This is a genomic window from Cedecea sp. B1(4) (assembly GCF_059414925.1).
In genome coordinates this window covers 76,950-101,489 of sequence record NZ_JCAHMZ010000014.1, presented here as the reverse complement: position 1 = coordinate 101,489, position 24,540 = coordinate 76,950, and the positions used below count along the sequence as shown (strand labels likewise).

The 24,540-nt window shown below is 58.5% G+C and carries 23 protein-coding genes; 10 read left to right on the top strand and 13 right to left on the bottom strand.

Annotation, left to right across the window (positions count from 1 at the left end; genetic code table 11):
• The 9 genes from ACR6JA_RS21290 to sctU are packed head-to-tail and all read left to right on the top strand — an operon-like array spanning position 1 to position 7,278.
• Positions 1–945: an FHA domain-containing protein gene (locus tag ACR6JA_RS21290; protein WP_213716012.1), complete on the top strand. Its 945-nt coding sequence runs from the start codon at positions 1–3 to the stop codon at positions 943–945.
• Positions 939–2,303: a type III secretion system ATPase SctN gene (gene sctN / locus ACR6JA_RS21285; protein ID WP_205247154.1), complete on the top strand. Its 1,365-nt coding sequence runs from the start codon at positions 939–941 to the stop codon at positions 2,301–2,303. The genes ACR6JA_RS21290 and sctN overlap by 7 nt, the downstream gene beginning before the upstream one ends.
• Positions 2,290–2,757: a type III secretion protein gene (locus tag ACR6JA_RS21280; protein WP_213716014.1), complete on the top strand. Its 468-nt coding sequence runs from the start codon at positions 2,290–2,292 to the stop codon at positions 2,755–2,757. Before sctN ends, ACR6JA_RS21280 begins: the two co-directional genes overlap by 14 nt.
• Positions 2,754–3,377, top strand: a complete 624-nt coding sequence (locus ACR6JA_RS21275) for a type III secretion system HrpP C-terminal domain-containing protein (protein ID WP_494494380.1) — start codon at positions 2,754–2,756, stop codon at positions 3,375–3,377. Before ACR6JA_RS21280 ends, ACR6JA_RS21275 begins: the two co-directional genes overlap by 4 nt.
• Complete coding sequence (locus ACR6JA_RS21270) at positions 3,374–4,426, top strand: FliM/FliN family flagellar motor switch protein (protein ID WP_494494379.1); 1,053 nt, start codon at positions 3,374–3,376, stop codon at positions 4,424–4,426. The genes ACR6JA_RS21275 and ACR6JA_RS21270 overlap by 4 nt, the downstream gene beginning before the upstream one ends.
• Positions 4,426–5,091, top strand: coding sequence for a type III secretion system export apparatus subunit SctR (sctR, locus tag ACR6JA_RS21265; protein ID WP_008460987.1), 666 nt, complete (start codon positions 4,426–4,428; stop codon positions 5,089–5,091). Before ACR6JA_RS21270 ends, sctR begins: the two co-directional genes overlap by 1 nt.
• Positions 5,092–5,098: 7 nt before the next feature.
• Positions 5,099–5,365, top strand: coding sequence for a type III secretion system export apparatus subunit SctS (gene sctS, locus ACR6JA_RS21260; protein WP_039291380.1), 267 nt, complete (start codon positions 5,099–5,101; stop codon positions 5,363–5,365).
• Positions 5,362–6,171: a type III secretion system export apparatus subunit SctT gene (gene sctT, locus ACR6JA_RS21255; protein ID WP_494494378.1), complete on the top strand. Its 810-nt coding sequence runs from the start codon at positions 5,362–5,364 to the stop codon at positions 6,169–6,171. The genes sctS and sctT overlap by 4 nt, the downstream gene beginning before the upstream one ends.
• Positions 6,172–6,195: 24 nt before the next feature.
• On the top strand, positions 6,196–7,278 hold the full coding sequence (gene sctU / locus ACR6JA_RS21250) for a type III secretion system export apparatus subunit SctU (RefSeq protein WP_494494377.1): 1,083 nt from the start codon (positions 6,196–6,198) through the stop codon (positions 7,276–7,278).
• A gap of 824 nt (positions 7,279–8,102) precedes the next feature.
• Here sctU and ACR6JA_RS21245 read toward each other — a convergent pair.
• The 11 genes from ACR6JA_RS21245 to ACR6JA_RS21195 all read right to left on the bottom strand — a co-directional run bounded on the left by ACR6JA_RS21245 (position 8,103) and on the right by ACR6JA_RS21195 (position 17,598).
• On the bottom strand, positions 8,103–9,044 hold the full coding sequence (locus ACR6JA_RS21245; RefSeq protein WP_494494376.1) for a type III secretion protein: 942 nt from the start codon (positions 9,042–9,044) through the stop codon (positions 8,103–8,105).
• A gap of 178 nt (positions 9,045–9,222) precedes the next feature.
• Complete coding sequence (gene hrpT, locus ACR6JA_RS21240; protein WP_008460981.1) at positions 9,223–9,408, bottom strand: HrpT family type III secretion system protein; 186 nt, start codon at positions 9,406–9,408, stop codon at positions 9,223–9,225.
• Between the two features lie 9 nt (positions 9,409–9,417).
• A complete protein-coding gene (sctC, locus tag ACR6JA_RS21235) occupies positions 9,418–11,487 on the bottom strand; it encodes a type III secretion system outer membrane ring subunit SctC (RefSeq protein WP_494494398.1) in 2,070 nt (689 codons plus the stop codon).
• A 135-nt stretch (positions 11,488–11,622) separates the two neighbouring features.
• Positions 11,623–11,853, bottom strand: coding sequence for a hypothetical protein (locus tag ACR6JA_RS21230; RefSeq protein ID WP_008460979.1), 231 nt, complete (start codon positions 11,851–11,853; stop codon positions 11,623–11,625).
• Positions 11,854–11,956: 103 nt separating this feature from the next.
• The gene (locus tag ACR6JA_RS21225; RefSeq protein ID WP_494494375.1) at positions 11,957–12,577 is read right to left on the bottom strand and encodes an HrpE/YscL family type III secretion apparatus protein; all 621 of its coding nucleotides are present in this window, start codon (positions 12,575–12,577) and stop codon (positions 11,957–11,959) included.
• Between the two features lie 3 nt (positions 12,578–12,580).
• Entirely contained in the window at positions 12,581–13,195 is a 615-nt protein-coding gene (locus tag ACR6JA_RS21220; RefSeq protein WP_494494374.1) for a type III secretion protein HrpD, read from the bottom strand.
• A gap of 5 nt (positions 13,196–13,200) precedes the next feature.
• On the bottom strand, positions 13,201–14,001 hold the full coding sequence (sctJ, locus tag ACR6JA_RS21215; RefSeq protein ID WP_494494373.1) for a type III secretion system inner membrane ring lipoprotein SctJ: 801 nt from the start codon (positions 13,999–14,001) through the stop codon (positions 13,201–13,203).
• 6 nt (positions 14,002–14,007) lie between these two features.
• Positions 14,008–14,421 carry an EscF/YscF/HrpA family type III secretion system needle major subunit gene (locus ACR6JA_RS21210; RefSeq protein WP_213716021.1) on the bottom strand — a complete coding sequence of 138 codons (414 nt, stop codon included), beginning with the start codon at positions 14,419–14,421 and terminating at the stop codon, positions 14,008–14,010.
• 65 nt (positions 14,422–14,486) lie between these two features.
• Positions 14,487–14,696, bottom strand: a complete 210-nt coding sequence (locus ACR6JA_RS21205; RefSeq protein WP_008460970.1) for a hypothetical protein — start codon at positions 14,694–14,696, stop codon at positions 14,487–14,489.
• A gap of 95 nt (positions 14,697–14,791) precedes the next feature.
• Positions 14,792–15,766 carry a sigma 54-interacting transcriptional regulator gene (locus tag ACR6JA_RS21200; protein ID WP_213716022.1) on the bottom strand — a complete coding sequence of 325 codons (975 nt, stop codon included), beginning with the start codon at positions 15,764–15,766 and terminating at the stop codon, positions 14,792–14,794.
• An 806-nt stretch (positions 15,767–16,572) separates the two neighbouring features.
• Positions 16,573–17,598: a transglycosylase SLT domain-containing protein gene (locus ACR6JA_RS21195; protein ID WP_494494372.1), complete on the bottom strand. Its 1,026-nt coding sequence runs from the start codon at positions 17,596–17,598 to the stop codon at positions 16,573–16,575.
• A gap of 199 nt (positions 17,599–17,797) precedes the next feature.
• Here ACR6JA_RS21195 and ACR6JA_RS21190 point away from each other — a divergent pair, with 199 nt between their 5' ends.
• Positions 17,798–18,298: a lytic transglycosylase domain-containing protein gene (locus ACR6JA_RS21190; RefSeq protein WP_213716024.1), complete on the top strand. Its 501-nt coding sequence runs from the start codon at positions 17,798–17,800 to the stop codon at positions 18,296–18,298.
• Positions 18,299–18,339: 41 nt separating this feature from the next.
• Here ACR6JA_RS21190 and ACR6JA_RS21185 read toward each other — a convergent pair whose 3' ends face one another.
• Positions 18,340–18,765 carry a type III secretion system chaperone gene (locus ACR6JA_RS21185; RefSeq protein WP_494494371.1) on the bottom strand — a complete coding sequence of 142 codons (426 nt, stop codon included), beginning with the start codon at positions 18,763–18,765 and terminating at the stop codon, positions 18,340–18,342.
• A 4-nt stretch (positions 18,766–18,769) separates the two neighbouring features.
• Positions 18,770–24,262 (bottom strand): AvrE-family type 3 secretion system effector, encoded by a 5,493-nt coding sequence (locus tag ACR6JA_RS21180; protein WP_494494370.1) that lies wholly within the window; start codon positions 24,260–24,262, stop codon positions 18,770–18,772.
• Positions 24,263–24,540 lie beyond the last annotated feature (278 nt).

The following is a 24,540-nucleotide window of genomic DNA, read 5'->3' as shown; positions in this document are numbered from 1 at the left end:
ATGTATGAGCTGAGAGTATTAAACGGATTACATGAAGGCGCGGCGCTGCCGTTAAGCGGCGAACGCTGGCAACTGGGCAACGCCGCCGACAGCGATTTACAGCTCAACGATGGCGGTATTAAAGCCAGCCACGCCCTGCTAAGCCGCAGCGCCGAGGGCTGGATGCTCACGCCGATGGAAGGCACCGTTTGCCACCGCCACGGCGAACGCCTGAGTGCCCAACAGCTCTGGCAGCCCGGTGAAATCTTCGCCGTCGGCGGCGTCTGGCTGACGCTTGCCGCCGCTGACGACGAATGGGATAACCGCCCGCCACCGCCGCTGCCTGCTGTCAGCCCGAGTCAGTCAGAATCAGTCATACGCGAACCCGTCGGCGGGACACAAAGCAAACCGGTTCCTGCCGCGCGCCGTTCACTGCTGGCGAGGATCCTGCCCCGCTGGGCGCAAATCTTCACCTTGTCCAGCCTGATGCTGCTGACCTTCACCATCTTCAGCTGGGTGCTACAGCCCGGCATCGCCCAGCAAAACAGCGACGATGAGCCGCAAATTAAACCGGCGATTACCAATAGCAACGAACTGCGCAGCCTGGTGGAACAGGATCTGCGCGAGCGGGAGCTCTATAACAAAGTGCAGCTGACCAGCACGCCGCAGGGCATTACGCTCACCGGCGATTTGCAGGAAAACCAGCTGCCGATTGTCAGCCGCATGGTGGACAGCATCCGCAGCGATTATCAGCTCAAGGTGATGCTCACAAACCAAACCAAAGTGCGCGAGGCCGTGCTGCCCTTCCACATCGTGCAAATTACCGCCGGGCCGCACGCCAACATCGTGACCGAGGACGGGCAGCGCCTGTTTGTCGGGGACGAACGTAACGGCCTGCGCCTGACCGGCATTACCGGCGACAGCGTGCAGTTTGGCGGCAAAGAAAACATCGCGGTGAAATGGTGATGGGGCACTATCAGTCCGACCTCAACGCCTGGTTTGCCCAGCGCCATAGCAGCCTGAGCCAGCTTTCCGCCGTCAGCGCCTACGGGCGTATCACCGGTATCAGCGGCATCCTGTTGGAAAGCAGCTTGCCGCAGGCGCGCATCGGCGACCTGTGTCTCATCAGCCGCAGCGGCGACACCGAAGTGATGGCCGAAGTGGTCGGCTTTAACCCGCGCCACACTTTACTTTCCGCGCTGGGGCCGCTGGACGGCATCGCCCAGGGTGCACGCGTCACGCCGCTGTTTCAACCCCATTCTATTAGCGTGTCGGACAGCTTATTTGGCAGCGTGCTGGACGGGTTTGGCCGCGCCATCGACGAAGACAGTCTGTCGGCTTTTGCGCTGGCCAGCGAAACACCGGACGCCCGGGGCGTGCTCGGCGACGCGCCACCGCCCACGGACAGGCCGCGCATTGATACTCCGCTGCCGACGGGCATTCGCTCCATCGATGGCGTGCTGACGATTGGCGTGGGCCAGCGCGTGGGCGTCTTCGCCGGGGCTGGCTGCGGCAAAACGACTCTGCTCGCTGAAATGGCGCGCAACACGCCTTGCGATGCCATCGTGTTTGGCCTGATTGGCGAACGTGGCCGCGAACTCCGCGAATTCCTCGACCACGAGCTGGATGCCGAACTGCGCTCACGCACCGTCCTGGTGTGCTCCACCTCTGACCGCAGCAGCATGGAACGCGCCCGCGCGGCGTTTACCGCCACGGCCATTGCCGAAGCTTTCCGTAACAAAGGCAAAAACGTCCTGCTGATTATCGACTCGCTGACGCGTTTTGCCCGCGCCCAGCGTGAAATTGGCCTGGCGCTCGGCGAGCCTCCGGGCCGGGGCGGACTGCCGCCGTCGGTCTATACCCTGCTGCCTGGGCTGCTCGAACGCGCCGGGAAAACGTCACGCGGCTCCATCACCGCCCTTTATTCGGTACTGATAGAACAGGACTCGATGAACGATCCCGTGGCCGACGAAGTCCGCTCGCTGATAGACGGCCACATAGTTTTGACCCGCCGCCTGGCGGAGCGCGGGCACTACCCTGCCGTGGACGTGCTGGCCAGCCTGAGCCGAACCATGAGCAACGTCGTCCCACGAGAACACATTGCCGAAGCCAGCACGCTACGCCAGATGATGTCGGCTTACCAGCAGGTCGAAATGCTGATCCGCCTCGGGGAATACCAGCCCGGAAATGACCCGATGACCGACGCCGCAGTGCAATCTCAATCGGCTATCAACGCGTTTTTACGCCAGGCCAACCACGCCCCGAGCGACTTCGTCGACACCCGCCAGCAGCTACAGGAGGTGATTGCTTATGCGCCGTTATAGCGAGGCTGAAACGCCGCTTTCACCGGACCCGCAGCAGGTTGCTCTGGAACAAGTACTGACGCTCTTACTGCCCATCCGGCGGCGACGCTTACGCCGCTGTGAAAGCGAGCAACGCCAGCATGAGCAGCAGCTCCGGCGCTGCCGGCAGGCCGTCGAACAGGGCGAGCAGCAGTTGGCAGAGCAGAAAATCGGCTATTTGCAGCTGCGCAATAATTTCGTGCCGCAGCACGCGGGCGTCACGCAGCCGCTTAACGACCTGAGGGAGACGCTGGACGTTGAGAAATCCAGCCGCGCGGGCGTGATTCAACAAATTCAGCACACGCACCAGCTACAGGAAGAGGTGCAACAGCAGCAGGAGCGGCTGACCGCCGCGCAGTCAGCCCTACAGCGCTGCCAGCGGGACATCGAAAAAATGGAGTATTTGCTCAACCAAAATCAGGGGAACGCTTTATGATTCACCACGCGCTAAAAAACGCTCACCCGCAGCCCAGGCTTTGGCAGCAGGCCCATCCGGCCCCGCAGCCGCATCACCAGCCCGAGAACGCCCCGCAGGCACCCACGCCTCGTGCACCGCGCACGCCGGGGAATAACACGCCCTTCATGCCGCAGATGCCCGCTCGCAGCACGTTCTCGTCCGGCCGGGCCAGCGATCGCCAGAAGCTGTCGCGGGATGAAAAAGAGTTCAGCGATCTCCTGTCTGACGATGAGCCCGGCCCGGTGATGCCCATTCTGGCGCTTAACCTGTTTGATGGCTCGCTCGGCGGCACGGAACAGCCGCAGCAGGCCAGTGAACCCCCGTCTTCCTCCCTGCGGGCGATGCTGGAATCGCACCTGATACAGGGCATTGAACAGCAGGAAAGCCTGCCCGCCCGCTTTAGCCTGCTGCTACCGGATTTAGGCGAAGTGGTGGCGCAAGTTACCCCGGCCAATGGCGATGGGCTGGATATTGCCCTCGGCTTTTCCGCCGAGGCCTGGGACAAAGTTCGCGGCTTTGAACAGGATGGACAAGGCTCGCTCAGCGGCCGTCTGGGGAAAAAAGTTCGCCTGCGCTTTAAGCGGCGGGAAGCGGTATGAAACGCCTGGTGCTTGCCGCTCAGTCACCGGACGAAGCCCGCCTGCGGCGCTGGATCGGCAGCGGCTGGCGGCTCCCTTTCTTCCGGGAAGCCATCGCCGGAGAACTTCGCCTCCTGCCTTCCCGAGCGCTGATCCAGCCAGATATGCCGGGTGAAGCTTTTCACTGCGCGGCTGGCACGCTGCTTTTTAGCGACCCGCTGCCGGTGCTGGGGCTGCTGGCCGATTGCCCGGCGCTACCCGGCGTTTCCACCGAGGACAATGCCTGGTACTGGCGCTATTTCAGTCAACAGCTCGGCCCTGAACTGGCCGAACTCTTTGAGTTTCTGCAGCCCACCGAAGAACGGCAAAAACCTGACGTCACGCTGCGCCTTGAGGTTTTTCTCGGCGAAGCCCAGGCCTGCACGCTGCTGTCGCTCTCCTGGGCCGCACTGCATCGGCTTGCTCAGCATCCCGCCTGGCAGCGGCTGATGGCCCCGTTGAGCCCTGAATTCCCGCTCCAGTTACCGCTGACCGTTGGCAAGCTCCAGCTTTCCGCCGGTGCCGCCCGCCGTCTGGTTAGCGGAGATTTGCTATTGCCCTCAGAGACGTTCTTCTCGCCGGAAGGACACGGCGTTATGCCGCTGGCGCGGCGACAATTTCAGGTTCACCTGGAACTGGCGAGCGAAACCACTCACAGAGACTTACTACACATTACGTTTAGCGAGGAGCTAACCATGACTTACCCGAACGCCCCCCTGGAGTACGACGATCAGCAGGACGGCGAAGAAGTGGTACCCGCCGGGGAATGGCAAACAACACGGGGGAGTTTCGACGACTTGTCGCTGGATTTAACCATCCGCTGCGGCAACTTACAGCTGACGCTCGGCGAACTACAGCAGCTGGATGCGGGGTCAACGGTATTAGTTCAGCACGTCACGCCGGGCGAGGCGCTGCTGTGCCACGGCAACAGCCTGCTGGCGAAAGGTGAACTGGTGGACGTTAACGGTACGCTCGGCTTCCAGGTCACTCGCATGCTGCGCCAGACGGGTACGGCCATGGAACCCGTGTGATGGCCGAAAATATCAGTTCATTCAATCCGCTGGCGCTGGCCATCCTGCTGGGGGCCATTTCGCTGCTGCCCCTGCTGCTGATGATCACCACCAGCTTTCTCAAGATTTCGATGGTGCTGATGCTGACGCGAAACGCCATCGGGGTGCAGCAAACGCCGCCCAACATGGCGCTTTACGGCATCGCGCTGGCCGCCACGCTGTTCGTGATGGCGCCGGTATTCGACGGGATGCAAACCCGCTTCAAAGAGAAGCCTCTTGATACCACCAGCGCCGAGCGCTTAGAGAACAGCTTGCAGTACGGCATTAAGCCGCTGACCGACTTTATGCTGCGCAACAGCGATCCGGATCTGGAAACACACCTGATGGAAAACAGCCAGCGCATGTGGCCGAAAGATCTGTCGGAGAAGGTCGTCCACCAGCGCGACAACCTGCTGATCCTAATCCCGGCATTCGTGCTGTCCGAACTGCAAAACGGCTTCAAAATTGCCTTTTTAATATTTATCCCTTTCCTGGTGGTGGACCTGATTGTCTCCAACGTGCTGCTGGCGCTGGGGATGCAGATGGTGTCGCCGATGACCATCTCTTTGCCGCTCAAAATTCTGCTTTTTGTCATGGTGAGCGGCTGGACACGCCTGCTGGACGGCCTGTTCTACAGCTATATGTGAGGACGTTATGGACATGATCTACATGTTTAAGCAGGCGGTACTGATGGTGGTTGTGCTCTCCGCGCCGCCGCTGGTGGTGGCCGTGCTGGTGGGCATAGTGGTGTCCCTGCTGCAGGCGGTGTTTCAGCTCCAGGATCAGACCCTGCCCTTCGCCATCAAGCTGGTGGCCGTGGGTACCACGCTGGCGCTGAGCGGCCGCTGGATTGGCCTGCAAATGGTGGAGCTGGCGCAGTCCGCCTTCAACATGATGGCCGCGTCCGGAACCCTGCGATGACCGCCGCCGAACTGACGCCCATTTTCAATGGCATGCTGGGACTTGGGCTGGCAATCGCCCGTATTTACCCGTGCGTGCTGCTGACGCCGCTGTTTGCGTTCTCGGCCCTGAAAGGCATGATCCGCACGGCGATTGTCGTGCCGCTTGCGCTTTTTGTCACGCCGACCATTGTCCCGATGTTGACCCACGCCCCGCACACGCCGTGGGGCATTGTCGCCATGATGCTGAAAGAAGTGGTGCTGGGGATTTTTCTTGGCTACCTGCTGGCGCTACCCTTCTGGCTGTTTGAGTCGGTGGGCGTGCTGTTTGATAACCAGCGTGGAGCACTCAGCGGGGGCCAGCTTAACCCCGCCCTGGGCGCAGACGAAACGCCGCTCGGCTATATGCTTTTGCAGTGGTCGATGATGGTGCTGATCGTCAACTTTGGCCTGTCCCTCGCCACCCAGGTTATCTGGGACAGCTACCGGCTGTGGCCGGTGGACAGCTGGCTGCCCGACTTCCGCGAGCAGGGGTTCCTGGTGTTTCTCGGCCAAGTAAAGCAGATGTTTATCGACACCATTCTGTACGCTGGCCCGCTGGTGCTGCTCCTGCTGTTCCTCGATTTCGCCGTTGGCGTGCTCAGCATCTACAGTCCGCAGCTGCAGGCCACGGTACTGACCGTGCCGCTAAAATGCATCGCCGGGCTGCTGTTCTTTATCTTTTACCTGCCCACGCTGGAGTATTTCGCCGGCCACCAGTTCAGCAGCCTGCGCGATATGATCCCGCACCTGGCGGATATTTTTCCCGCCCGTCAAACCACCTGGTAACGCCGCGTCGGAGGGTGCCAAGCCGTGAGTGAAAAAACAGAGAAGGCCAGCCCCCATAAACTTCAGGAGGCCCGCAAAAAGGGCCAGGTGAGCCAGAGCCAGGACATCCCCAAACTGCTGATCATGTTCGGCGTCCTGCAGCTGATTTTTTCCATGATGGAGGCCAGTATGGCAAAGCTGCAGGCGCTGATGCTCCTGCCGCTGATGCGCCTCAGCAGCCCTTTCAACCAGGCGTTAGGGGAAGTTGGCGGTGCCGCGCTGCTGACCGTCGGGGTGTTTTTTATGATGACGGTGGGCACCGTGATCCTGCTGCGCATTGCCGCAGGCTGGATCCAGTTTGGCCCGCTGTTTGCCATCGCCGCGCTGGCCCCGAAGCTTGAGGCGCTGAACCCGCTGAATAAATTCAAAGAGATGTTTTCGGTAAAGCAGTTTATTCAGATCCTTAACAGCCTGCTGAAGGCCATCACCTTGTCGGTGTTGTTCTGGTTGCTGATAAAACCCCGTCTGTCGCAAATGTCCAATCTTTCAGGCGGCACGCTGGACGGCTTCTGGCACGCGGGCGTGGCGATTCTGGAAACCCTCACCCACACCATCGTTGGCGTGATGCTGGTGTTTTCGGTGGCCGACTTCGCGCTGCAGAAATACTTCTTCCTCAAGCAGAACCGCATGAGCCACGAGGACGTGAAAAACGAGTACAAGCAGATGGAAGGTGACCCGCACACCAAAGGCCACCGCAAACACGTCGCCCACGAAATCCTCAACGCACCGGCAAAAAAAGTCACCCCGCAGGAGATGGAAAAAGCCGACGTGCTGCTGGTGAACCCAACGCACTACGCCGTGGGTCTGCGCTATCTCCCTGACGAAACGCCGCTGCCGGTACTGCTGTTTAAAGCACAGGACGAAGACGCCAAAGCGCTGATTAAACTGGCGCACGCCGCAAATATCCCGGTGGTGCGCTACGTCTGGCTTACCCGCAATCTTTACCGCACCACCGAAGAAGGTGCCTATATCCCACGCGACACGCTAAAAGCAGTGGCCGCTATTTACCGCCTGCTGCGCAAGCTAGAGGGCCGCCTGAAGGGCGAGACGATTGAGTTTGAGGAGTAACGGGGGAGGATTTTCCGCCAGCAATACTCATGCTTACGCAGGATTGGTTAAGGTTCCGTTCACCTCAAGCACAAATTTACATGCAGCCCCCGCACCAGTGAACGTCTTAGGGGAGTCACCGTCACTCCCCTAAGAACCCGGACTCCCGGCCAAATAAATCGACCGCGTGAGCGGCAGACCTCCGTTTTATCTCCCAGTCCTGGGTCGGCTGAGATGCGTTCCCGACGCTCTCAACCTCCGGCCATTCCCGACGGCCGGACCCTGGCCAGTCGGAGAGAAAACGCAGGCGATTTAAGCCGGAACCGTGCCTCGCTTCAATCCCGCAGCGATACGGAAAGTTCCAGTCGCTTCCGGTTCCACAGCCACGCCCTTGTCCCCGGCTCTCATCGCCCCCGGTGATGACCCAACTCAGGCGGGGTTGAGCTGTCGGGAACAGCGAAAGAGAGCGATCGTCGGGAACGCATCGCGAACGACCCCGAATGTTTGGGTGNNTGTCAGGGGGCATGGCGTAATGCCCCCTGACACGTTCACTACGCTCGGTGAAAGCATATGCGCTTGTACTTAAGGTGAACGGAACCCCTCCAATCTCAACATAATTGAACGTATCTGTGATTAAGAGACAGCTCTTAAGGAGAGATCAGAATAATTTTTCTGCGATCCAAGAGCCTGGGCATGATCGAGACAAAAAAAGACCGGTATCCCACGCGATTAGCGCAGAAAAACCGGTCAAATAGAGGGCGAAGAAGAGTTTCGCGAAACACGCGTGACGAAGTTACCTCGCACCACGCGTCAAAAAGAACATCTGTGGATTACAACCCAATCTCTTAGGCCAGCACGGCGCTGGCCAGGCCCATCAGCGCGCCGTGGTGGTGCTTCAGGGCATCTTTGATGATATTGCCGTTAAACAGCTGTGCGTCAGCGTTCATCAGCAGGCTGGAAGAGCCGTTGCCCGGTGCCGTGGCGGAACCCGGGATAGAGCCACCCACCATGGAGGTTTTCAGATCGTTTTTCGCGGACTGGAAGGCTTTCAGCGAATCGCCGCTCAGCGGCTTGCTGTTTTTCAGCGCGTCTTCCCAGCTGGATGGGCCTTTACCAATGTGCACCAGGCCCGGCATACCGGCACCCGCGCTTTGCGGCTTGCCGTAGATTTCCGGGTGCTGATCCATATATTTACCGATTTCAGCACGAGTCTCTTTTGAGCCGCCGTCAACTTTACCGGAACCCATCAGGGACAAACCGCTGGTGTCTGACTTCACGTCGTCCAGCGCCTGCAGGCCCATTTTGCTGCCCAGCTGGCTGCCCATGCTGTTACCCAGCTGGTTGAAGCTGTTCGCGCTGTTGGCGCTGGTGGTGGACAGTGGCAGCTGGACCAGGCCAATGCCGGTAGAAGGTGACTGCAGGCCGTTGCTCATGCCGCTGTTGAAAGCGTTCATGTTGCCCGCACCCGCCTGGCTGTTGAACGGCGTGTTCTGGGAATTCACGCCCATCTGCTGGATCACTTGCTGCAGCATCTGCTGCATGTTGCTCATTGCCAGCGTGTTGCCCATGCTCGCGCCGCCCTGACTTTGCGGAGACATAAAGGTGTTGTTGTTGTTGCCGTTCATGCCGCCGAAGAACAACAGGTTGGTCAGCTTGGAGGCAATGTCGTGCACCATCTGATCGCCAACGTTTTTCAACAGGTTAGCGGCCATACCTTCTGGGGTTGCGTTCAGCGCCAGCTGCGGTAATGCAGTGGCCAGATTCAGCATATTTCCAATCGTACTCATTAGATTACCTCACCATGACAACGGGGTTGATACAGGCGACCAGCCCTGCTGGTTCGCAGTATTAAGACGCCTGTTAAGTGAAAAGAAACCGGCTTCGGTTCCACAAAACTGCCTAACATCAGGAAAAAAATGATTTTTTAAAAAACAGGCGTGAAAACAGCCACGCCCGCTCTCGCACTCAGCGCACCGGCATCTGCGTGTAATCCTGCACGCCGTTACGCATATCGTTCGGCCACCAGATGGTCAGGTGGTGACTGTCTGACAGGGGACGACACGTCACGTTGTCACAGCCGTTGTCATTGCGAGTGGCACAGCCGCTAAGCACAAACGCCAGCGCCATCAGTATCAAAATTGAAGGTTTCATCGTGGCTCCTTAATGCAGTACGGGGCGCGGCGGCAGAAGATAGCTGCGCGACCTGGATGAATTCACCGGCAATGACGAGACAGAGCTCAGCAGCGACTGGCGGCTACGGCGCCCTTCTCCCCGCGTGCGGTAGGCGATATACACTTCTGCCGACTGGCCTGGGGCAAGGTTTCCGCCCGGCCAGGCGGCCACGGCAAGCACGTCATCATCGCGGCAGTTGGATTCATCAAAACGCTGCGGCTTGCCGCTGATATTGCGGATCAGCCCGACGCTGATTTGCACCGACGAATTGCTGTACCACTGGCTGTGGGAGCTGTCCGATGACAGCCCCGGCCCCACGTTGCACAGCTGGCCAATACCCACGCCTTCACCGCCTGCCTGGAACCCGGTCGGGACTTTGTCTTCCGCCAGATCCCGCATGGCGTTTTCGATATCCCCTTTCATCGAGCTGTAGCGCTGGCGGAGCTGTACTTCATTCATCGCCGAAGAAAGCTGCTGGCGATCCTGCTCGTCGATGTAGCGCGTCGGGTCCACCTGATCGCCCACCAGATGCGGCGTGATGATGAACAGCCGCTCGCGCTGCGACGTTTCGTGGCTGGTATATGAGAAGAATTTCCCCAGGTAAGGAATGTCGCCCAGCAGCGGAATGCGATGGTCGGTGTCACCGGTTTCACGGGAATGGAAGCCGCCCATCACCAGCGAGCCGTTCTGCTGCACCAGCGCCTGAGTGCTGACCGTGGCGCGCTTCGCGCCGGTTGCCACGCCGTCATCGTTGACCTGCACTTTGCCGTCTTCTACATCCACCACTAACTGCACCGTGCTGGTTGGCCCGTTGCCGATGGCGCGCGGGACGACCTGCAGGCTGGTTCCGGCGGTCACCGGTTCAATGGTCGCCACGCGCTCGCCGGTCGCGGTAATGAAAGCGGTATCGCTCATGTCGATCACTGCGGGCTGGTTTTCCAGCGTCAGAATCGATGGGTTAGCCACGATAGAGGCGTTGCCCTCGCCTTCCATCGCCTGGATCTGGGCAAAGAAGCGGCTGTAGTCGGTCACGAATAACGTGCCTGCGCCCTGCAGCATGGAAGAACCGGCGGTAATGTTGCCGAACGTGCCGCTGAGGTTGCTGGAGAACTTCGAAAACGCGTGGCGATCGACATCAATGATCATGGCGTCAATTTCCACCAGCTTTTGCGGCACGTCGATCTGGGAAATCAGCGCCTGATACTGCTCGCGTCGTTTAGGATCGTCCCGCACCAGCAGGGCGTTGTTGCGCACATCGGCAGACACCAGCGGGTTCATTTCCCCTTCGTCATCACCGCCTGCGCCGCGCATACGGCTGTCCTGGCCCTGAATCAGCCCGGAGAGAATATTGTCCGATTGTTCCTGGAATGACTTGTTGAGGGCTTCACGCGAGCTGCCTTCTCCTCCGGGTACAATGCCCTGCGAAGAGCGGGTGCTCTTTTTACCCAGTAATTCGTTAAGGATGGTTGCCACGCCGGGCACCAGCAGCGTTTTCTCGCGGTATTTAATCTCGCGGTCAGCCACCGAGGCGTACTTCAGCGGGAACGCCATCATCTCTTTGTTCTGCTTTTTGTCTTTGTCTTTGGCGCTAAAATCCGCCACCAGCGCGACGTACTCCGGCGGGCCGGTGACAATCACCACGCCGTCGTCCGGCAGTTCGCCGTAGCCGAATTTGTCTTCCAGCAGCCCGACATCACGCAGCGCCTGCTTGAGGTCCGGCGCGGCATCGGCTGACACGCTGATGCGCTTTGAGGTTTCTGCCGACTGCGGGCTGACGAACAGCGAGCCGTTATAGACAAACCACTGGAAGCGATACTGCAGCGCCAGGCGGTCGAGGAAGGCCACGCCGCTGTCGGAACGCAAGCGTCCGTCCACCACGCTGTCGGGCACATCGCCTAATCGCAGATTCACGCCGTGGCTGCTGGCGAAATCCTGCAAGACGGTGCGCAGCGGCGTGCCCTGTGCAGAATAGGCATAGGCGCCATTTTGCCAGTCGGCTGGCGTTTGAGCGCTCACGGCTGCGCTGTAACAGCCGGCGGTAGCGGCCAAAGCAAACATGGCTGAGCGCAGTAAACGTACGTGCTGATTCAACGACTCTTCTCCTGTAATCGACGGCATAAAGCGGTAGCCATCCGGGGTGCAAACTGCGTTAAACAACGGCTTATCGATACGAATAAGCCGTCAACGTCATAACTAGTTGATAGAGTCGATAATCTCCTTGCTCAGGCTATGCTTGAGCGACCCCAGCTGGCTGTCGGTGAAGGTCGCCGCCGCCTCTTTCATCAGGGCGTTTTTGAATTCCACCATGTCGCCCATGCTTGGCGCGGGCTGGCCGAGCGTGCTCTGCGCCAGCTCGGCAACCGAGTGGTGCAGACGGGACAGCTGGCTGTCGAGATTGCGCTGAATATCAAAGGAATTGCTCATACGTTTCTCCTCGCGTTGAAATCGCATGATAAGTGGCGGCAGAAAGGCGGCAGTTCCCGACGCGGGAAAATTAACTTCCCGGCGGGATGTTTTTGGCAGTGGGTTAGCTGGCGAGGCGCAGCAAATGCTGCTGGAGAGAAGCCCAGCTAATGCTGAACTCGCCCTGGGCGGTTTGCAGCAGCAGCGTTTCGGCCGCCAGCGCGTCGTCGGTGCAGCGCGTCCAGCCTAGCTGAGGGCGCGCGGCCAGCCAGCTTGCTAGCGGCGCTTCATACTGTGAGGGGTGATACAGCGTGACGTCCGTTGCCCGAGCGCTTGCCCCCTGGAGCTGCGTCAGCAGCGCCGTGAGCTTTTGCTGCTCGCTCAGGCAGCCAAACAGCTGTTCAAACGCGGCCGTAATGAGCGCCTGCGCCTGGGTGACAATTTCGGCACTTTGCGCGTCCCGCTCAGCCTGCCATTCGCTAAAAAACGGCTCGGCCCGCAGCCAGAAATTCCGTTCGGCCTCTTCACAGCGTGTGATGACCAGCCGTTCAGCATCGGCCTGCGCTTCGGCGAGCATCTGCTCAGCCTGTTGACGGGCCTCCTCCAGCAGGGCTTCACTCCTGCGCATGGCCTGTTCAACCAGGCTTTGAGCCTGTTGCTGCTCCTGCAAGGCGGCGTGAGGCAGCAGCACGCCTTCAATCACCTGGACGTCCTCTTCCAGGGCAAATTTACGGCCAATCCACATGGTTTATTGCTCCCGTGAAAAATCGTTCAGCGCTGGCATCGCCAAACGTTGAGCCTGCCAGATCGCGCCATCCCACAGCGCCTGCAGGCGATTTAGCGGCGCAGGCTCATCCGCCAGCCACGCTTCACATCGCACAATCACAGGTTGAGGGAAACTGAACCGCAGCCGCTGCCAGGCCGCAGTCGTCAGAATCGGGCGCAGCAGGCAGAGCACGGCGAAACCAGACTCTTCGCTAAAACTAAGATTTGCGGGCAGCCAGACGCCGGGGCGTAAACCCCGGGTCAGACGTTCGCACCAGATCCGCTGAGATTCGGTGAGCTGCGCCACCCCGCTTCCGCGCTGACAAATCTCAGCCACCAGCGCAAAAAGCGTTTCGCGCTGGGCTAAGTCAAGCGAAACCAGCGCCAGCAAGCGGGCGTCGGGCGTTTCCGGCAGAGCGTTCCCCAGCGCCAGCATAGCCGGCACGGCCTGCGGCGACTTGAGCATCAGGCTCTGGCGTCGCGCCTCGTCCAGGCTGAACCAGGGCAGCCCGAACCAGCTGACATCCGCCTGCCGCCAGAATCCCTCCTGCCACCAGCGCAGCCAGTTCGCCGCGAGCGCGTTATCCCAGGCAACCACTGGCGTTACCGCCGCTCTGAGGGCACAACGGCCAGTCCAGTCGAGCCTGAGTTTTTACCGCGCTTCATCGCCTTTAGCTTCGGTAAAAGGGTGAAGATCCCGCCGAGCAGCAGTAACAGGCCCATCAGCGAGAAGAACAGCGTCCTGACCGTGGCATACTGCGAAAGCGTCAACTGGAAAGGCCCTAAGGTCACCAGTTCCACGCGGTCGTGATAGGCCGCTGCGGGCACAAACACCACGGACAGCGCCCCGTCATTTTTCCCGGAAAGCCCTGGAATACTCGCGGCGACCAGCCGGCGGATCCTCGGCTCAATGCTGTCGGGGTCCATCTCCGGGGTGTATTTAATAAACACCGACGCCGACGCGGGCTGCACCGGCTCACCGGGCGCCACGCGCTCGGGCAGGACAACGTTCACCCGAGCCACCACCACGCCGTCAATTTGTGAAAGCGTGGACTCCAGCTCCTGGGAAAGCGCATAAATATAGCGAGCGCGCTCTTCGAGCGGACTGGAAATAATGCCGTTTTTCTGGAACACCTCGCCCAGGTTGGTCCGCGCTTTGTGCGGCAACCCGTTGGCGTTGAGAATGCGGACGGAGCGTTCAATATTGTCCTGAGCCACCAGCACGGTGACGCCGGTTTTATCAATTTGCTTGTCGGCTTCAATCTTGTATTTCGAGAGTTCGGAAATGATGTCATTGGCATCGTTTTCCGTCAGGCCGGTGTTCAGAATGACCTGTGAGTCGCAGCCTGCCAGCAGCAGGACCAGCAGCCAGGGCTGCAGGATTTTTCGCCAGCGTAGTTGCATGATGGATTACTGCAGGTTGGTCAGTTTATCGAGCCCCGAAATGCTCTTCGAGACAATCTTGGCGTTCATCATGCTCTCCAGGTAATAGTTCGAGAGCTGGTCGTCCACCTGGTTAAGCACCAGCGGATCGGTGGAGCGCGCGGCTTTACGCAGCACGTTATTCATCTGTTTCTGGTCGCCTTCCATCTGCTTGAACATACCGGAGGCTTTTTCAAACATTGCGGCAGGTTTCCCCCCCACGCCGCCCATCGCCGAGGCCGCTTCCGGCTGCTGCAGCGCGGCTGAAAAGAAAGCGGCATCGCTTTGATTCGCGACGCTGTTGCCGAACGGGATGGAAGGCTGAGTGGCCGGGCTGGATGCAGCGCCCAGAGACTCGGGTTCTGGCAAAGGCATACCTGTCGCAGGATTAAGAATGTGCATATGAGAGTTTCCGCCAGCAGAAGAGAAGATCAGGGATTCACGCCGGGGCGAATCCCTGATTAGCATTAGAAGGAAATTTTGTTCTGTGCCAGAGAACTGATCATGGTAGTGGCGGAGTTCTGGTAGCCGGACACGTAGGCGTTCTTACGGTCACGTTCAGCTTTGTCCAGAGAATCCTGCATGGATTTGTTTTCGATAGAGTCCATCTGAGACTGGAAGCTATCTGCCAGGCTGCTGCTTGCGCCCGCGTTGTTGCCGGTGTTTACTGATGCCATGATGTTTACTCCTCGTTAATTAAACAGCAAATGTTGTGTCATTCACGGATTAAGTGGCGCGGCGTAAGCGGCAGTTCCAAAGAAATTTAAAAAAATTAATTTTCCTTTTCAGTCAAAGACTTAATTCTCTGATACAGCGTTCTTCTTGGAATACCCAATTCATGTGCGGCACTGACAACCCGATTTTCATGCCGCGAGAGGCAATCTTCTATCAGGCTGTATTCGATCCGCCGCAGCCGTTCGCGCAGCCGCACGGAACGCATCTCCGGGTGCGCAACCTGCCCCAGGGCCGGCAGCCCCAGCACAAACCGTTCGGCAGCACCTTTCAATTCACGAATATTCCCCGGCCAGCGGTGCATCAATAGCGCTTCGCTGAGGTGCTGCGGCATTGCCGGCATCGGGCGATTCAGCCGAATGGCCGACTCCTGCGCAAACCGGCGGAACAGCGGAATAATGCATTCCACGCGCTCACGCAGCGCCGGGAGCGAGATTTTGACCGTCGTCAGGCGGAAGAAGAGATCCTGGCGGAACAGCTTTTGCTCCATAAGCTGGGCAAGGGGCTTTTGCGAGGCCACAATCACCCGCAGATTAAGCGAGATAGACTGCGTGCTGCCCAGGCGCCCCACGGTGCGGGTTTCTAACACCCGCAGCAGCTTGGCCTGCAGGCTCAGCGACATGCTGTCAATTTCATCCAGAAACAGGACGCCATTATTGGCGCTTTCAATGTAGCCTGCACGCGAGTGTGTCGCGCCGGTGTAGGCTCCCGCCGTCACGCCAAACAGTTCGCTTTCTGCCAGCGTTTCGGGGATCGCCGCGCAGTTAATCGGCACAAAAGCGCCGCGGCAGCCTGAATGGTCGTAGATACGGCGCGCAAAGGTGTCTTTCCCGGTGCCCGTTTCGCCTTCCAGCACCAAATCAACCTTCAGAGGGGCTAACGTTTGCAGCCAGATATCCAGCCCATCGTGCACATTTTCAGACGCGGGTAATGCGGCTGCGGACCGCGGCATATTCAAGTCGATATCGACCGGAATATGCTTTATCTCCCAATGATTCGAACTGTTTTCTTTCATAAATCCCCCGCTGCCTGGCATATTCAAGGTCTGGCGTATGAGTCCCACTTATGAACCATAAACGTGAACCACAAAATAATTGCCGCCTGCCGCCGTGAGCAAAATACGGTAGCACGCTAAATAAATGAGTTTTGTTTATGAGAAGCAGGAACAACCTATCACCGAGCCGCGGTTTCACAATCAGACAAAATTTTAGCTTCCTGTAGGAATATCCCTACATCGGAATACAGATTTAACTGTTCCGATGTCTGGATAGCAGGTCATTTTTGGCGTCATAAAATCTTCTGCCGATAGCGTTTGCTGAGATTAATTCCATGAAGCCGACTGAAAAAAAATGTGAGGTTTGCTGAATATTTCCAAATGTATTAATAAGAATCTAAATATATCATTATTAAATTAACTAAATGATTTTTATGAATAAAATAATTAAAAATAAACAGATCGTTAATTTTTCACTCTGTTGCGACCAAAAAATGAATTTTTTCCCGACTCACGCATGATGCCCGACGGATTCTCCGACAGGATTTCCTCACAATCCGCAAAGTCGATAATATATATTTACGATTATTTACATTGAGTGGTCGCTATGGAAACACCCTTTTCTTTTTGAAATATATTTCACTTTTAGTATTTATGTTTAATTGGGAACATTCCTGGGCGTATTTACTGCGATTAATCACGCTATTTTAGCTTGTCAAAGAAATAAACCACTTTGTAACTAAAAAAAGTGACCACTACTCTTTGGAAAAGTGGCCACTGAATTACCCCATTTTGTAAAGAAACGGGTAAAAATTACCGCTCCACAATCAGGCGAATTTCGCCATGTGGCTGTTCACTTCGTTCACGTAGTTAGGGTCGCCCAAAGAGACGCTGGACAGGTTGTGCAGGTTTACCTGATCGTCGCCGGAGTTATAGGCGCGCAGCGCGGCATCATAGCTGCCGAATTTCTCTTTGCCTTCTTTCAGCATCAGCGCTGAGCACATGATCTGGTTGGCCGGGGAGTTCATGTCGCTGCCGAGCTTGTCCGGGTATTTGCTTTGCATCGCCCGGTAAGTGTCCGGGTTGATCTGGTTCATGCCGCTGTCGGTCAGGCCGTTGCCGGGGTTGGTGGATTTGGCGTTTACGTCCCCACCGGACTCCTGCATCGTCAGCGCGGCTAAAAGCTTGGCCGGAACGCCGGTTTCAGCGGAGGCTTTTTCATATTCTCCGCCGAACTGGGAAACAATTTTTTGCAGCGTTGGATCGCTGGTTTTCAGGCTGGTGTCGCCCGGCGGCAGGCTATCCGCAGACGGCCCGGACGCACCAGATGGACCACCGGAAGGTGCGGCCGCGAGGTTGTTCAGCGGGCGGCCAGCATCGCCGGCGCCATCGCTGCTGCCGCTGTCCATGCCAGAACCTGAGCCGGAGCCGGAACCAATGCCGCTCGCCGGTGAAGAGGAATCGTCGTCACCCTTACTTTGCCCGGTGTTCATGTGGAAGAGCTGCATCAGCTCTTTCAGGAACTGCTGCAGCATCTGCTGGAGTTCCTGCATCATGCTGTCGGCGGAACCGCTGCCGCTGCCTGATGAAGACGCCGCCGGGTTATTCGCCGGGCTATTATTACTGGCCGGCGAGTCGCCAAAGTTAATCGCCGAAGGCTTGTCCGCCGCACCCGTGTTGGCAAAGTTCAGCGCCAGCGGGATAGCCAGCGTGTTCCCGCCGTTATTCAGCAGCAGTTTGGCGGTAATGCTGTTACTGCCGTTCTGTGAGTCAGGTGACGCCCCGTCCAGGCCTGGAAAATGGTTTTCCGGCAAAAGCGGTGAGAACCCGCCCGGTCCTGATGATATCTGCATACAACACACTCCCCTAAGTGATACCCAGTAGCAATAACCGGCCGCCGCTTAACTTCGCAATAACGCTTAGTTTTACCCACGCCCGGAATGTTCAACTGAGTGAGAGGCAGGGGTAAAGAGTTCCTTATATGGCAAAAAATGGGAACCCAAGTGCGCTTTTCGCCACACATTGCCTGTAAGCATTAGAGGAGATAACGCGATGCAGACTAAACAATGGCGCTGGGGGCTTTTACTGCTTAGCCTTCCGGCTCTCGCCCAGGCCGAATGCTTTACCCGCGTGGGGCATGCCTTTGGGATTGCTCCCGCATTGCTGGAGGCTATTGCCTGGAAAGAGTCGAAATTTAGTCTCTCGTCGGTGAACGCCGCCAACTCGAACCACACCGAAGACGTGTGCATGATGCAGGTGAACAGCGTGCATTTTGGCCGGTTGAAGCAGCTGGGCGTGACGCGTGACAACCTGCTGCACGATCCCTGTACCTGCATCGCCACCGGCGCGTGGGTGTTACACGGGCTGTTCCGTCAGTATGGCCGCTCCTGGAATACCGTCGGTATGTACAACACCGGCCCATCGGAAAAGCGCCGCCAGCTTCGAAGCCGCTATGCCGATGACGTCCAGCGTATTTACAAGATCCTGCAAAAGCAGCAGCCCTCGCGGCGTGAAGAGGATCTGTTTGCCAGTAACGCAGCCGCTAACCAATAAAAAAACCGGGATATTTCCCGGTTTTTTTATTTCTATCAATATCAGCGCGGCGTGGCCGCCTCCAACAGCGAAGGCAGCTCGGCAATAAATGCTCTGACCTCACCACTCTGGCTGATAAAGGCGTTTAGCCAGCCTGCAAACAGCTCGGCGTCTAGGGCAAACACTTCGCACTGAGTGCACAGCCGAATAGCATTCTCCCCATCGAGCGCCAGCCAGCAGCCACGCATCGCGTTCATTTCAAAGTTCATCGCCAGCAGGTTCGGCAGCAGCGCCGCATCCTGCCCGGTTAAATCCCCCACCCGGCAGTGCAGCACCACTGCGCTGCTCTCCGGCGGCAGTTCAATTACCGCCGCCTCTTGCTGCTGCGCATCCGTCAGCAGGCACACGCCTTCTTCCAGACGAAGCGAGATCTTGTGCTGTTTTCCCCAGGCATCAAGCCACTGTTGAAGCTGCTGTTGCATCGTCATTGTCTTATCCTCCTTTCACCATAAACCCTGCCTCGGCGGCATCTTGCAGCGCCGATTTCACTTCTTTTTCTGCCTGGGCCACACCACCGTCCACGGTGTAGCTGAGCGGCGAGCTGTCGTCGTCGCCGTAGCTAAAGTTGATGGTGCCCAGATTTTCGTTCATCGACAGCGACACGCCGTTAGAGCCGCCGAGTAAAAATGACGGCGTCGAGAACCCATCGGATTTGCTCTGCGTTTTGGTAAACGCGATAGATTTCAGGCGCAATTTGTCGCGATCTTTTAACAGGTCAACAATCGAGTCCTGAGTGACCGCGTGGTTTGCCCACTGGTCGGCCAGCTTTTCACGCGGCTTGGTTTTCAGCTCAAGGGAGACCACCGCCTGGGAACTGCTGTTATCCTGCAGCCCGCGCAGGAGCGCTTTCAGCCGGTAGTCCTCGCCCATCATCTGGGTAATGCGGTCGGCGTTACTCGGCGAAAACTCACCTTCCATAAAGTGGCGCATAAAGTGGAACAAGCCGTTGTTGTCGATGCGCGAAAGGTTCTTATAGGTGGACTGGTATTCCGCCTTGTTCACCAACTGCTGCTGGTTGAGCACCGCATTTTGCTGACGCACGGTTTGCTGCAGCGACTGCAGCGCCGCCTCCGGGCCGTTGCCCGTCAGCTCGTGGTGCCGCGACGGCGGAATAAAGCGGGCAAAGTGGGTTTCCAGCTTGCCCAGCCGCTCTCCGGCTGACATCGGCAGGCGCGGAGCCCCTTCCGCCGGCGTGAGTTCATCCAGAAGTTGGCGGCTGGCGAGGTCGGTAAACTCGCCGCGCAGCCCGGTAATAAGCGCATCCACCTCAGCATTGGTCGGTTCCGGCTGCGTATGCTGCACGGAAAGCGAGTCGGCCTGCTGCTGTCGGGCAGTAAGCTGCTGCAGCGTGTCGAGCAGCGGGCGGCGCGCCTTCGCGTTATCGGCAGGCGGATACCAGCGTGTAAAATGGGCATCCAGCTGGCTGAGCTTGTCAGCCACGGAGATCGGTAGTTCGCCTTCTTTCGGCTCCTCTTTCAGTTTGGCTAACAACTGCGTGGAGGCGCTGTCGGTAAACTGCTTGCCCAGCGTAGTCATCAGTTTTTCCAGATGAACACCTTCCACCGGCTGGGCATTCTTTAAGTCTACGGTGAGGCTGTGCGTCGTCCGGTTGTTGATCGACAGCTGCACGCTGGCTCCGACACCGACACCCACCGAGAAGGGATCTTTGCGCTTCGGCTGAATGGTGGTGCTGACCGGAATGGCGATGTTGGCCCCGGCGTTCATCTGGTTGAACGCCCTCAGGCGATGGTCGCTGTGGCTGACACCCTGCCCTTCGGCGTTACGGGAGTCGGTCCGCTCGCGGCTGCCCGCCAGCAGGTTCGTGTTGGCATAGACGCCGCCGCCCAGGCGAGCGCTGGTCGGGAAATCTTTTTCGTGGCTGTCGGTAAACGGGAAGCCGACGCTCGCCAGCGCGGCGGCGTTGATGTCCACGCTGAAGCTCTGGGTTGCGCCACTTTTTACGCTGTGGTTGGCGCCCCGGTTTAAAAACTCCAGCGGATCCAGCGTGCCGCTGCTCAACTGTTCGATAAACCCAGGAATTTCGTGCTCCGCCAGTTCAAACGAAACGCCGTGCTGGGACTGAAGCTGCCCGCCCAGCGTGACGCCGCCGCCCAGTCGCACGCCCTGCGACAGCGGGTGCTTATGGTCGCCGTCGAGGTAAACTTTGTGGGTTTTATTGTAGTCGGTCAGCACGTTGTAACCCGCGCCCACAATACCGGTTGCCGAGACGGCACCGGTGCGCCCGAAGCTAACGTTAATCCCCGTATCGCTGCGAGAAAAACTCATAGTATAGCCACGGTCTGCGCCCACTTTGCCACCAACGCCCGCCACAACCTGAGTGCCCGGTGCCACCGTGGCGGTGGCAGACGCTCCATAGGTGCGGCTGAACGCCAGGTTTTCGCCGCTCTCCAGCGAGAGCACGGTGGAGACCATTTTGTCCTGCATTTCGCGCTGGTTTTCCGCCTGCATCACGGTTTTAGTGTTGATGTTCACGCCGTGGTTTTCTTTACTGAACGCCTTGGTCATCGCCTTGATGGCGTCATAGTTGGCCTCCAGCGACTTGTGGCTGCCGAAGCCCTGAGTGGTGACCGTTTTAATCACATTCCCGCCCCACTCGCTGTCCCTCAGCCGGGCCACGTTGGCGGCAATCTCCGTCATTTTGGCCGAACGCTGAGGTTCGCTCAGCAGCGAAGCCTGCTGCAGCTCATCCACCGAGTCATGCAGGGATTTCAGCGTCAGCACGTCCAGCATCACCCTGGATTTCACCAGCCCGATATCGTCATGGATATCGCGCTGGCGCCCCATCGGGACCTGTTCTTTCTGGTGGCTAAGGGTTATTTGCCGCGCTTCCAGCTCGGCAATAATCGCCCCGGCGTGGTTGCTTTTATCGGCCGGGTAGCGCCGCAATAATTCGTTCAGTTGCCCGGTCAGGTTATCCTGGCGGCTGCTCGACGGGTTCAGCGCCCCGCTTTGGCTGTGGTTCAGGCCAAAGCGAGACGGGGTGGCCTCCTGGCGGCGTTCGTCACGCACGCCATAGTGCTGGCCGATTTGCTCGCAGTAATGCGTGCTGCTGTCGGAAAGCTGGCGTGCAAAGCTGCTCATCTCTTCCAGCAGCGCTTTTTCCTGCGGCTGCCACTGGCGCGCCGTTTCCCCGCTCATGATTTCGAGGCGCTGGCTTAAGCCTGGGCGAGGGGCCGCTCTGCCCGGCTGCTGTGAGAGCGCCTTCAGCCGCTGGGTCAAATCCCCCTGCTGCTGGTAGACGTCTTTCAGCCCTTCTCGCCCGGCGTAACGGTGCTGAATGGAATAGGCGGCAGTTTTTATCGGGCGCGGCCATTCCAGCGACGGACGGAAGACAAACGTGCTGAGACGAGTGCGGAACGAGGTCCGAACCTGCTTGCCGTCCTGCCCGGTCTGGCCGAGGAAGTTCACCTCGCGTTTGAAGGTGATCCCAGTGCCCGGTAGGCGCCAGTCTTTTGACGCTTTCGTCAGGCGCTCGTAGTTCTGGCGAGCCATGTTGGGTTCCGCCACCGGCGCGGTCGCCGGGTCGCCTTTTTCCCAGACCCCGGCTTTGAAAACAAACGTATTGCCCTGCTTATCCAGTGCGCTGACTTGCCCCTTAGCCGAGGTTTGCAGCGCGCTGAGTTCAGGCTGGCTGCCGTCCTCGTTTGCCGGCAGAATGGCTTTCGCTAACCCGTCGGCTTTGCCGTTGCTCCAGCCATTTTCCGGCAGGCTGAACAGCCCACCCTCTTTGCTTAACAGCCAAAGCTGCTTGTCTTCACCGAGGGCGAGATCGCTGACTTTTGTCGCATCCTCTTTCCCCGCGCTGCCGGGTACCAGCTTCTCAATTTGCTGCTGCAGAGCCGCCTGACTGAGCGTCTGGGTGGCACGCTGATTACGGCGAGTGGTGGTGTCTATGTGGTGGAAGCCGATATCGCCTTTTTCGTTCACCGCCAGATAGCGGCGGCTGTCTATCGCCGTGAACGCCTGCGCTTTCTCGGCTTTGTCCAGCCCGGCCGTGGCCAGATCGGCGCTTACGCTTTTGGTCACCTGCGGCAGCGCAAAGACGTTGCTGCCGTGGTCGACTTTGTTACTGCTCAGGTTGACCTTGAGGCGCTTCAGCTCGCCGTCTTTCATCAGCCACGGCTGGCCGTCCAGGCCGCACTGCAGCTTGTCCGCTTTTTCGTCGGAAGCAGCCCACAGGCCGGTGGTTTCGTTGAAGTAGTGCACTTTGCCGTCGTGCAAAGCCAGCTTGCCGAGCCGCCCGAGATCCACCACATCATGGGCGGCAGGCGTGACCTGCGGCAGCCCTTTTTGGTAGTCCAGCACCAGGCTGTCGCTGAGGTTCCAGCTACTCTGCGGCTTGAGATCGCCGCCGTGCCAGTGGAAGGTAATGGCGTGCTTCTGGTCGTACTTATCTTTCACGATAAGGTGCAGGCGATCGGTTTCATCGGCCAGCATATCTTCTATTCGCGCGCCATCTTCAACGGTCGCGGCCACGTATTGCGTGATGTTATCCAGCAGCGGCTTGTGCCGGGCTTCCCCAAAGGTCAGCGCCGTGCTTTGTGCATCAGGTTTATCACCGCAATGCAGGCGGCCATTGTTGTCCAGCGCAAACAGCAGCGAGCCGTGCAGCGCCGTTTTCTTCAGCGTCATGTTCTCGGGCAGCGTCAGCATTTTAGGCTGAGGATCGGTCGCCGCCAGGTTGGCCACATAGGCCACCTGCGGCTTCTTCTCGTCGTCGCTCAGCAGCACCAGAGCATCGCGCTTCGGGCCTACCGCATAGTGATCGATTTTGTGCTCAAAATTGACCTTGATCGTGTCACCCACGGCGCTGCCAAGCTGTTTGTCGTCGTTCACTCGCCACAGCATGCCGTCGCTCTGGCGCGACAGGGAGGAGAGTTTATCGTCCTCGCCGGAGAGCGATTGCCAGGCGTTGGCGGCGCTGTCAAAGCTATAGAGTTTTTTGTCGTGCAGGCGGTAGCGCGTGCCGTCGCCGTCGGTAACGCTGTCCGTCAGGCGGTCGCGGATGCCCGTTTCCGGCAGACGCACTTTCTCACCGCCAATCTCGACGGTCTGGCGATCGTGCCAGGACAGATGCTGCCCGGCGGGCGCCAGGCTCTGGCGGCGCATAAATCCCCGATGGGGCTGATGCTCTTCCCGCCACTCTATTTTTTGCTGACTGTGGCTGAGGGCAATAAACGCGCCGGGCTGGCTGCGCAGCGTCATCAGCCGCCCTTCTTTATCCAGTAAAACATGCTGATGGCCGTCGTCGCTGGCCAGATGGTTTTGATAACGCAGGCGGTCGTGGCCGATGGTTTTTTCCATCAGGGCCTGCAAAGGTGCTGATGTTGCGGGAGTATCGATCTCCAGCCGCCCTTTTTTATCGAGTGACAGCCGGGTTTCCAGCAGCATATTTTTTTCAGGCTCAATCTCCGGCGGCAGCTCGGTAAAGTGGCTGCCGGGCGTCCCGACTTCATTACTGGGGATGGCGTTCGGGTCAGACACATCCGGCTGGCTGTAAACGCTGGCGGAGCTGGCGCTGGGCTGGCTGTAGAGGCTTGGGCTACTGGCGCGTGAAGCGTTGGCGCTGGCCTGGCTATAGAGACTTGGGCTGCTGGCGCGTGAAGCGCTTGCCGGGACGGGAATAGTGATTTTCGCGGCTTCTTGTCCACCGCGATGCCGTCCTAAAAAACGGCTGAACATTCCTTTTTGCGGCGTCTGCGTATTTGCCGCGCTCTGCCTCAGCCCACCGGGGGGCAGCTTAGCCCCGGCCTCGGCGTGCAGTGACCCCGACGCAGTTTGCGTGGGTGGCGCTTTGCTTTGTTTTATCGCTGAGGCGCGTGACCGCCCCTGCTGTAAATCGGTAATTTCACGGTCGCTAATGGCTCGCCCTGGCTTGATAAAAGCCGATATTCCTAATCCCATGCTGTTACCCCTTAACAGTCAAACACGTTCTCCGCTTAGTCAGTGGTAAGAATTGAGTTCCGGTTCCAGGCTAAATTTTCTTTAACTCTGTGTAAAACCTGACAAAACCAGCCACAGCAAGGGCTACAGCCCGGTTAAACGTTAAAATAAAATCAGAAAAAACCGATAGCCCCGGCGTTTTCTGGCCGGAGAAAAAGCGGGAATGTGGCGGCAGATTGACCCATGACAAGGTCGGCGGCGAACGCCGCTCTCTATAATCGGCCTCCTTCCGCACAGGG

What these genes read in the sequence shown, in the direction of transcription:
- ACR6JA_RS21290 (WP_213716012.1), top strand. Translation starts at nt 1, where the DNA reads ATGTATGAGCTGAGAGTATTAAACGGATTACATGAAGGCGCGGCGCTG.
- sctN (WP_205247154.1), top strand. Translation starts at nt 939, where the DNA reads ATGGTGATGGGGCACTATCAGTCCGACCTCAACGCCTGGTTTGCCCAG.
- ACR6JA_RS21280 (WP_213716014.1), top strand. Translation starts at nt 2,290, where the DNA reads ATGCGCCGTTATAGCGAGGCTGAAACGCCGCTTTCACCGGACCCGCAG.
- ACR6JA_RS21275 (WP_494494380.1), top strand. Translation starts at nt 2,754, where the DNA reads ATGATTCACCACGCGCTAAAAAACGCTCACCCGCAGCCCAGGCTTTGG.
- ACR6JA_RS21270 (WP_494494379.1), top strand. Translation starts at nt 3,374, where the DNA reads ATGAAACGCCTGGTGCTTGCCGCTCAGTCACCGGACGAAGCCCGCCTG.
- sctR (WP_008460987.1), top strand. Translation starts at nt 4,426, where the DNA reads ATGGCCGAAAATATCAGTTCATTCAATCCGCTGGCGCTGGCCATCCTG.
- sctS (WP_039291380.1), top strand. Translation starts at nt 5,099, where the DNA reads ATGGACATGATCTACATGTTTAAGCAGGCGGTACTGATGGTGGTTGTG.
- sctT (WP_494494378.1), top strand. Translation starts at nt 5,362, where the DNA reads ATGACCGCCGCCGAACTGACGCCCATTTTCAATGGCATGCTGGGACTT.
- ACR6JA_RS21245 (WP_494494376.1), bottom strand. Translation starts at nt 9,044, where the DNA reads ATGAGTACGATTGGAAATATGCTGAATCTGGCCACTGCATTACCGCAG.
- hrpT (WP_008460981.1), bottom strand. Translation starts at nt 9,408, where the DNA reads ATGAAACCTTCAATTTTGATACTGATGGCGCTGGCGTTTGTGCTTAGC.
- sctC (WP_494494398.1), bottom strand. Translation starts at nt 11,487, where the DNA reads ATGTTTGCTTTGGCCGCTACCGCCGGCTGTTACAGCGCAGCCGTGAGC.
- ACR6JA_RS21230 (WP_008460979.1), bottom strand. Translation starts at nt 11,853, where the DNA reads ATGAGCAATTCCTTTGATATTCAGCGCAATCTCGACAGCCAGCTGTCC.
- ACR6JA_RS21225 (WP_494494375.1), bottom strand. Translation starts at nt 12,577, where the DNA reads ATGTGGATTGGCCGTAAATTTGCCCTGGAAGAGGACGTCCAGGTGATT.
- sctJ (WP_494494373.1), bottom strand. Translation starts at nt 14,001, where the DNA reads ATGCAACTACGCTGGCGAAAAATCCTGCAGCCCTGGCTGCTGGTCCTG.
- ACR6JA_RS21210 (WP_213716021.1), bottom strand. Translation starts at nt 14,421, where the DNA reads ATGCACATTCTTAATCCTGCGACAGGTATGCCTTTGCCAGAACCCGAG.
- ACR6JA_RS21205 (WP_008460970.1), bottom strand. Translation starts at nt 14,696, where the DNA reads ATGGCATCAGTAAACACCGGCAACAACGCGGGCGCAAGCAGCAGCCTG.
- ACR6JA_RS21200 (WP_213716022.1), bottom strand. Translation starts at nt 15,766, where the DNA reads ATGAAAGAAAACAGTTCGAATCATTGGGAGATAAAGCATATTCCGGTC.
- ACR6JA_RS21195 (WP_494494372.1), bottom strand. Translation starts at nt 17,598, where the DNA reads ATGCAGATATCATCAGGACCGGGCGGGTTCTCACCGCTTTTGCCGGAA.
- ACR6JA_RS21190 (WP_213716024.1), top strand. Translation starts at nt 17,798, where the DNA reads ATGCAGACTAAACAATGGCGCTGGGGGCTTTTACTGCTTAGCCTTCCG.
- ACR6JA_RS21185 (WP_494494371.1), bottom strand. Translation starts at nt 18,765, where the DNA reads ATGACGATGCAACAGCAGCTTCAACAGTGGCTTGATGCCTGGGGAAAA.
- ACR6JA_RS21180 (WP_494494370.1), bottom strand. Translation starts at nt 24,262, where the DNA reads ATGGGATTAGGAATATCGGCTTTTATCAAGCCAGGGCGAGCCATTAGC.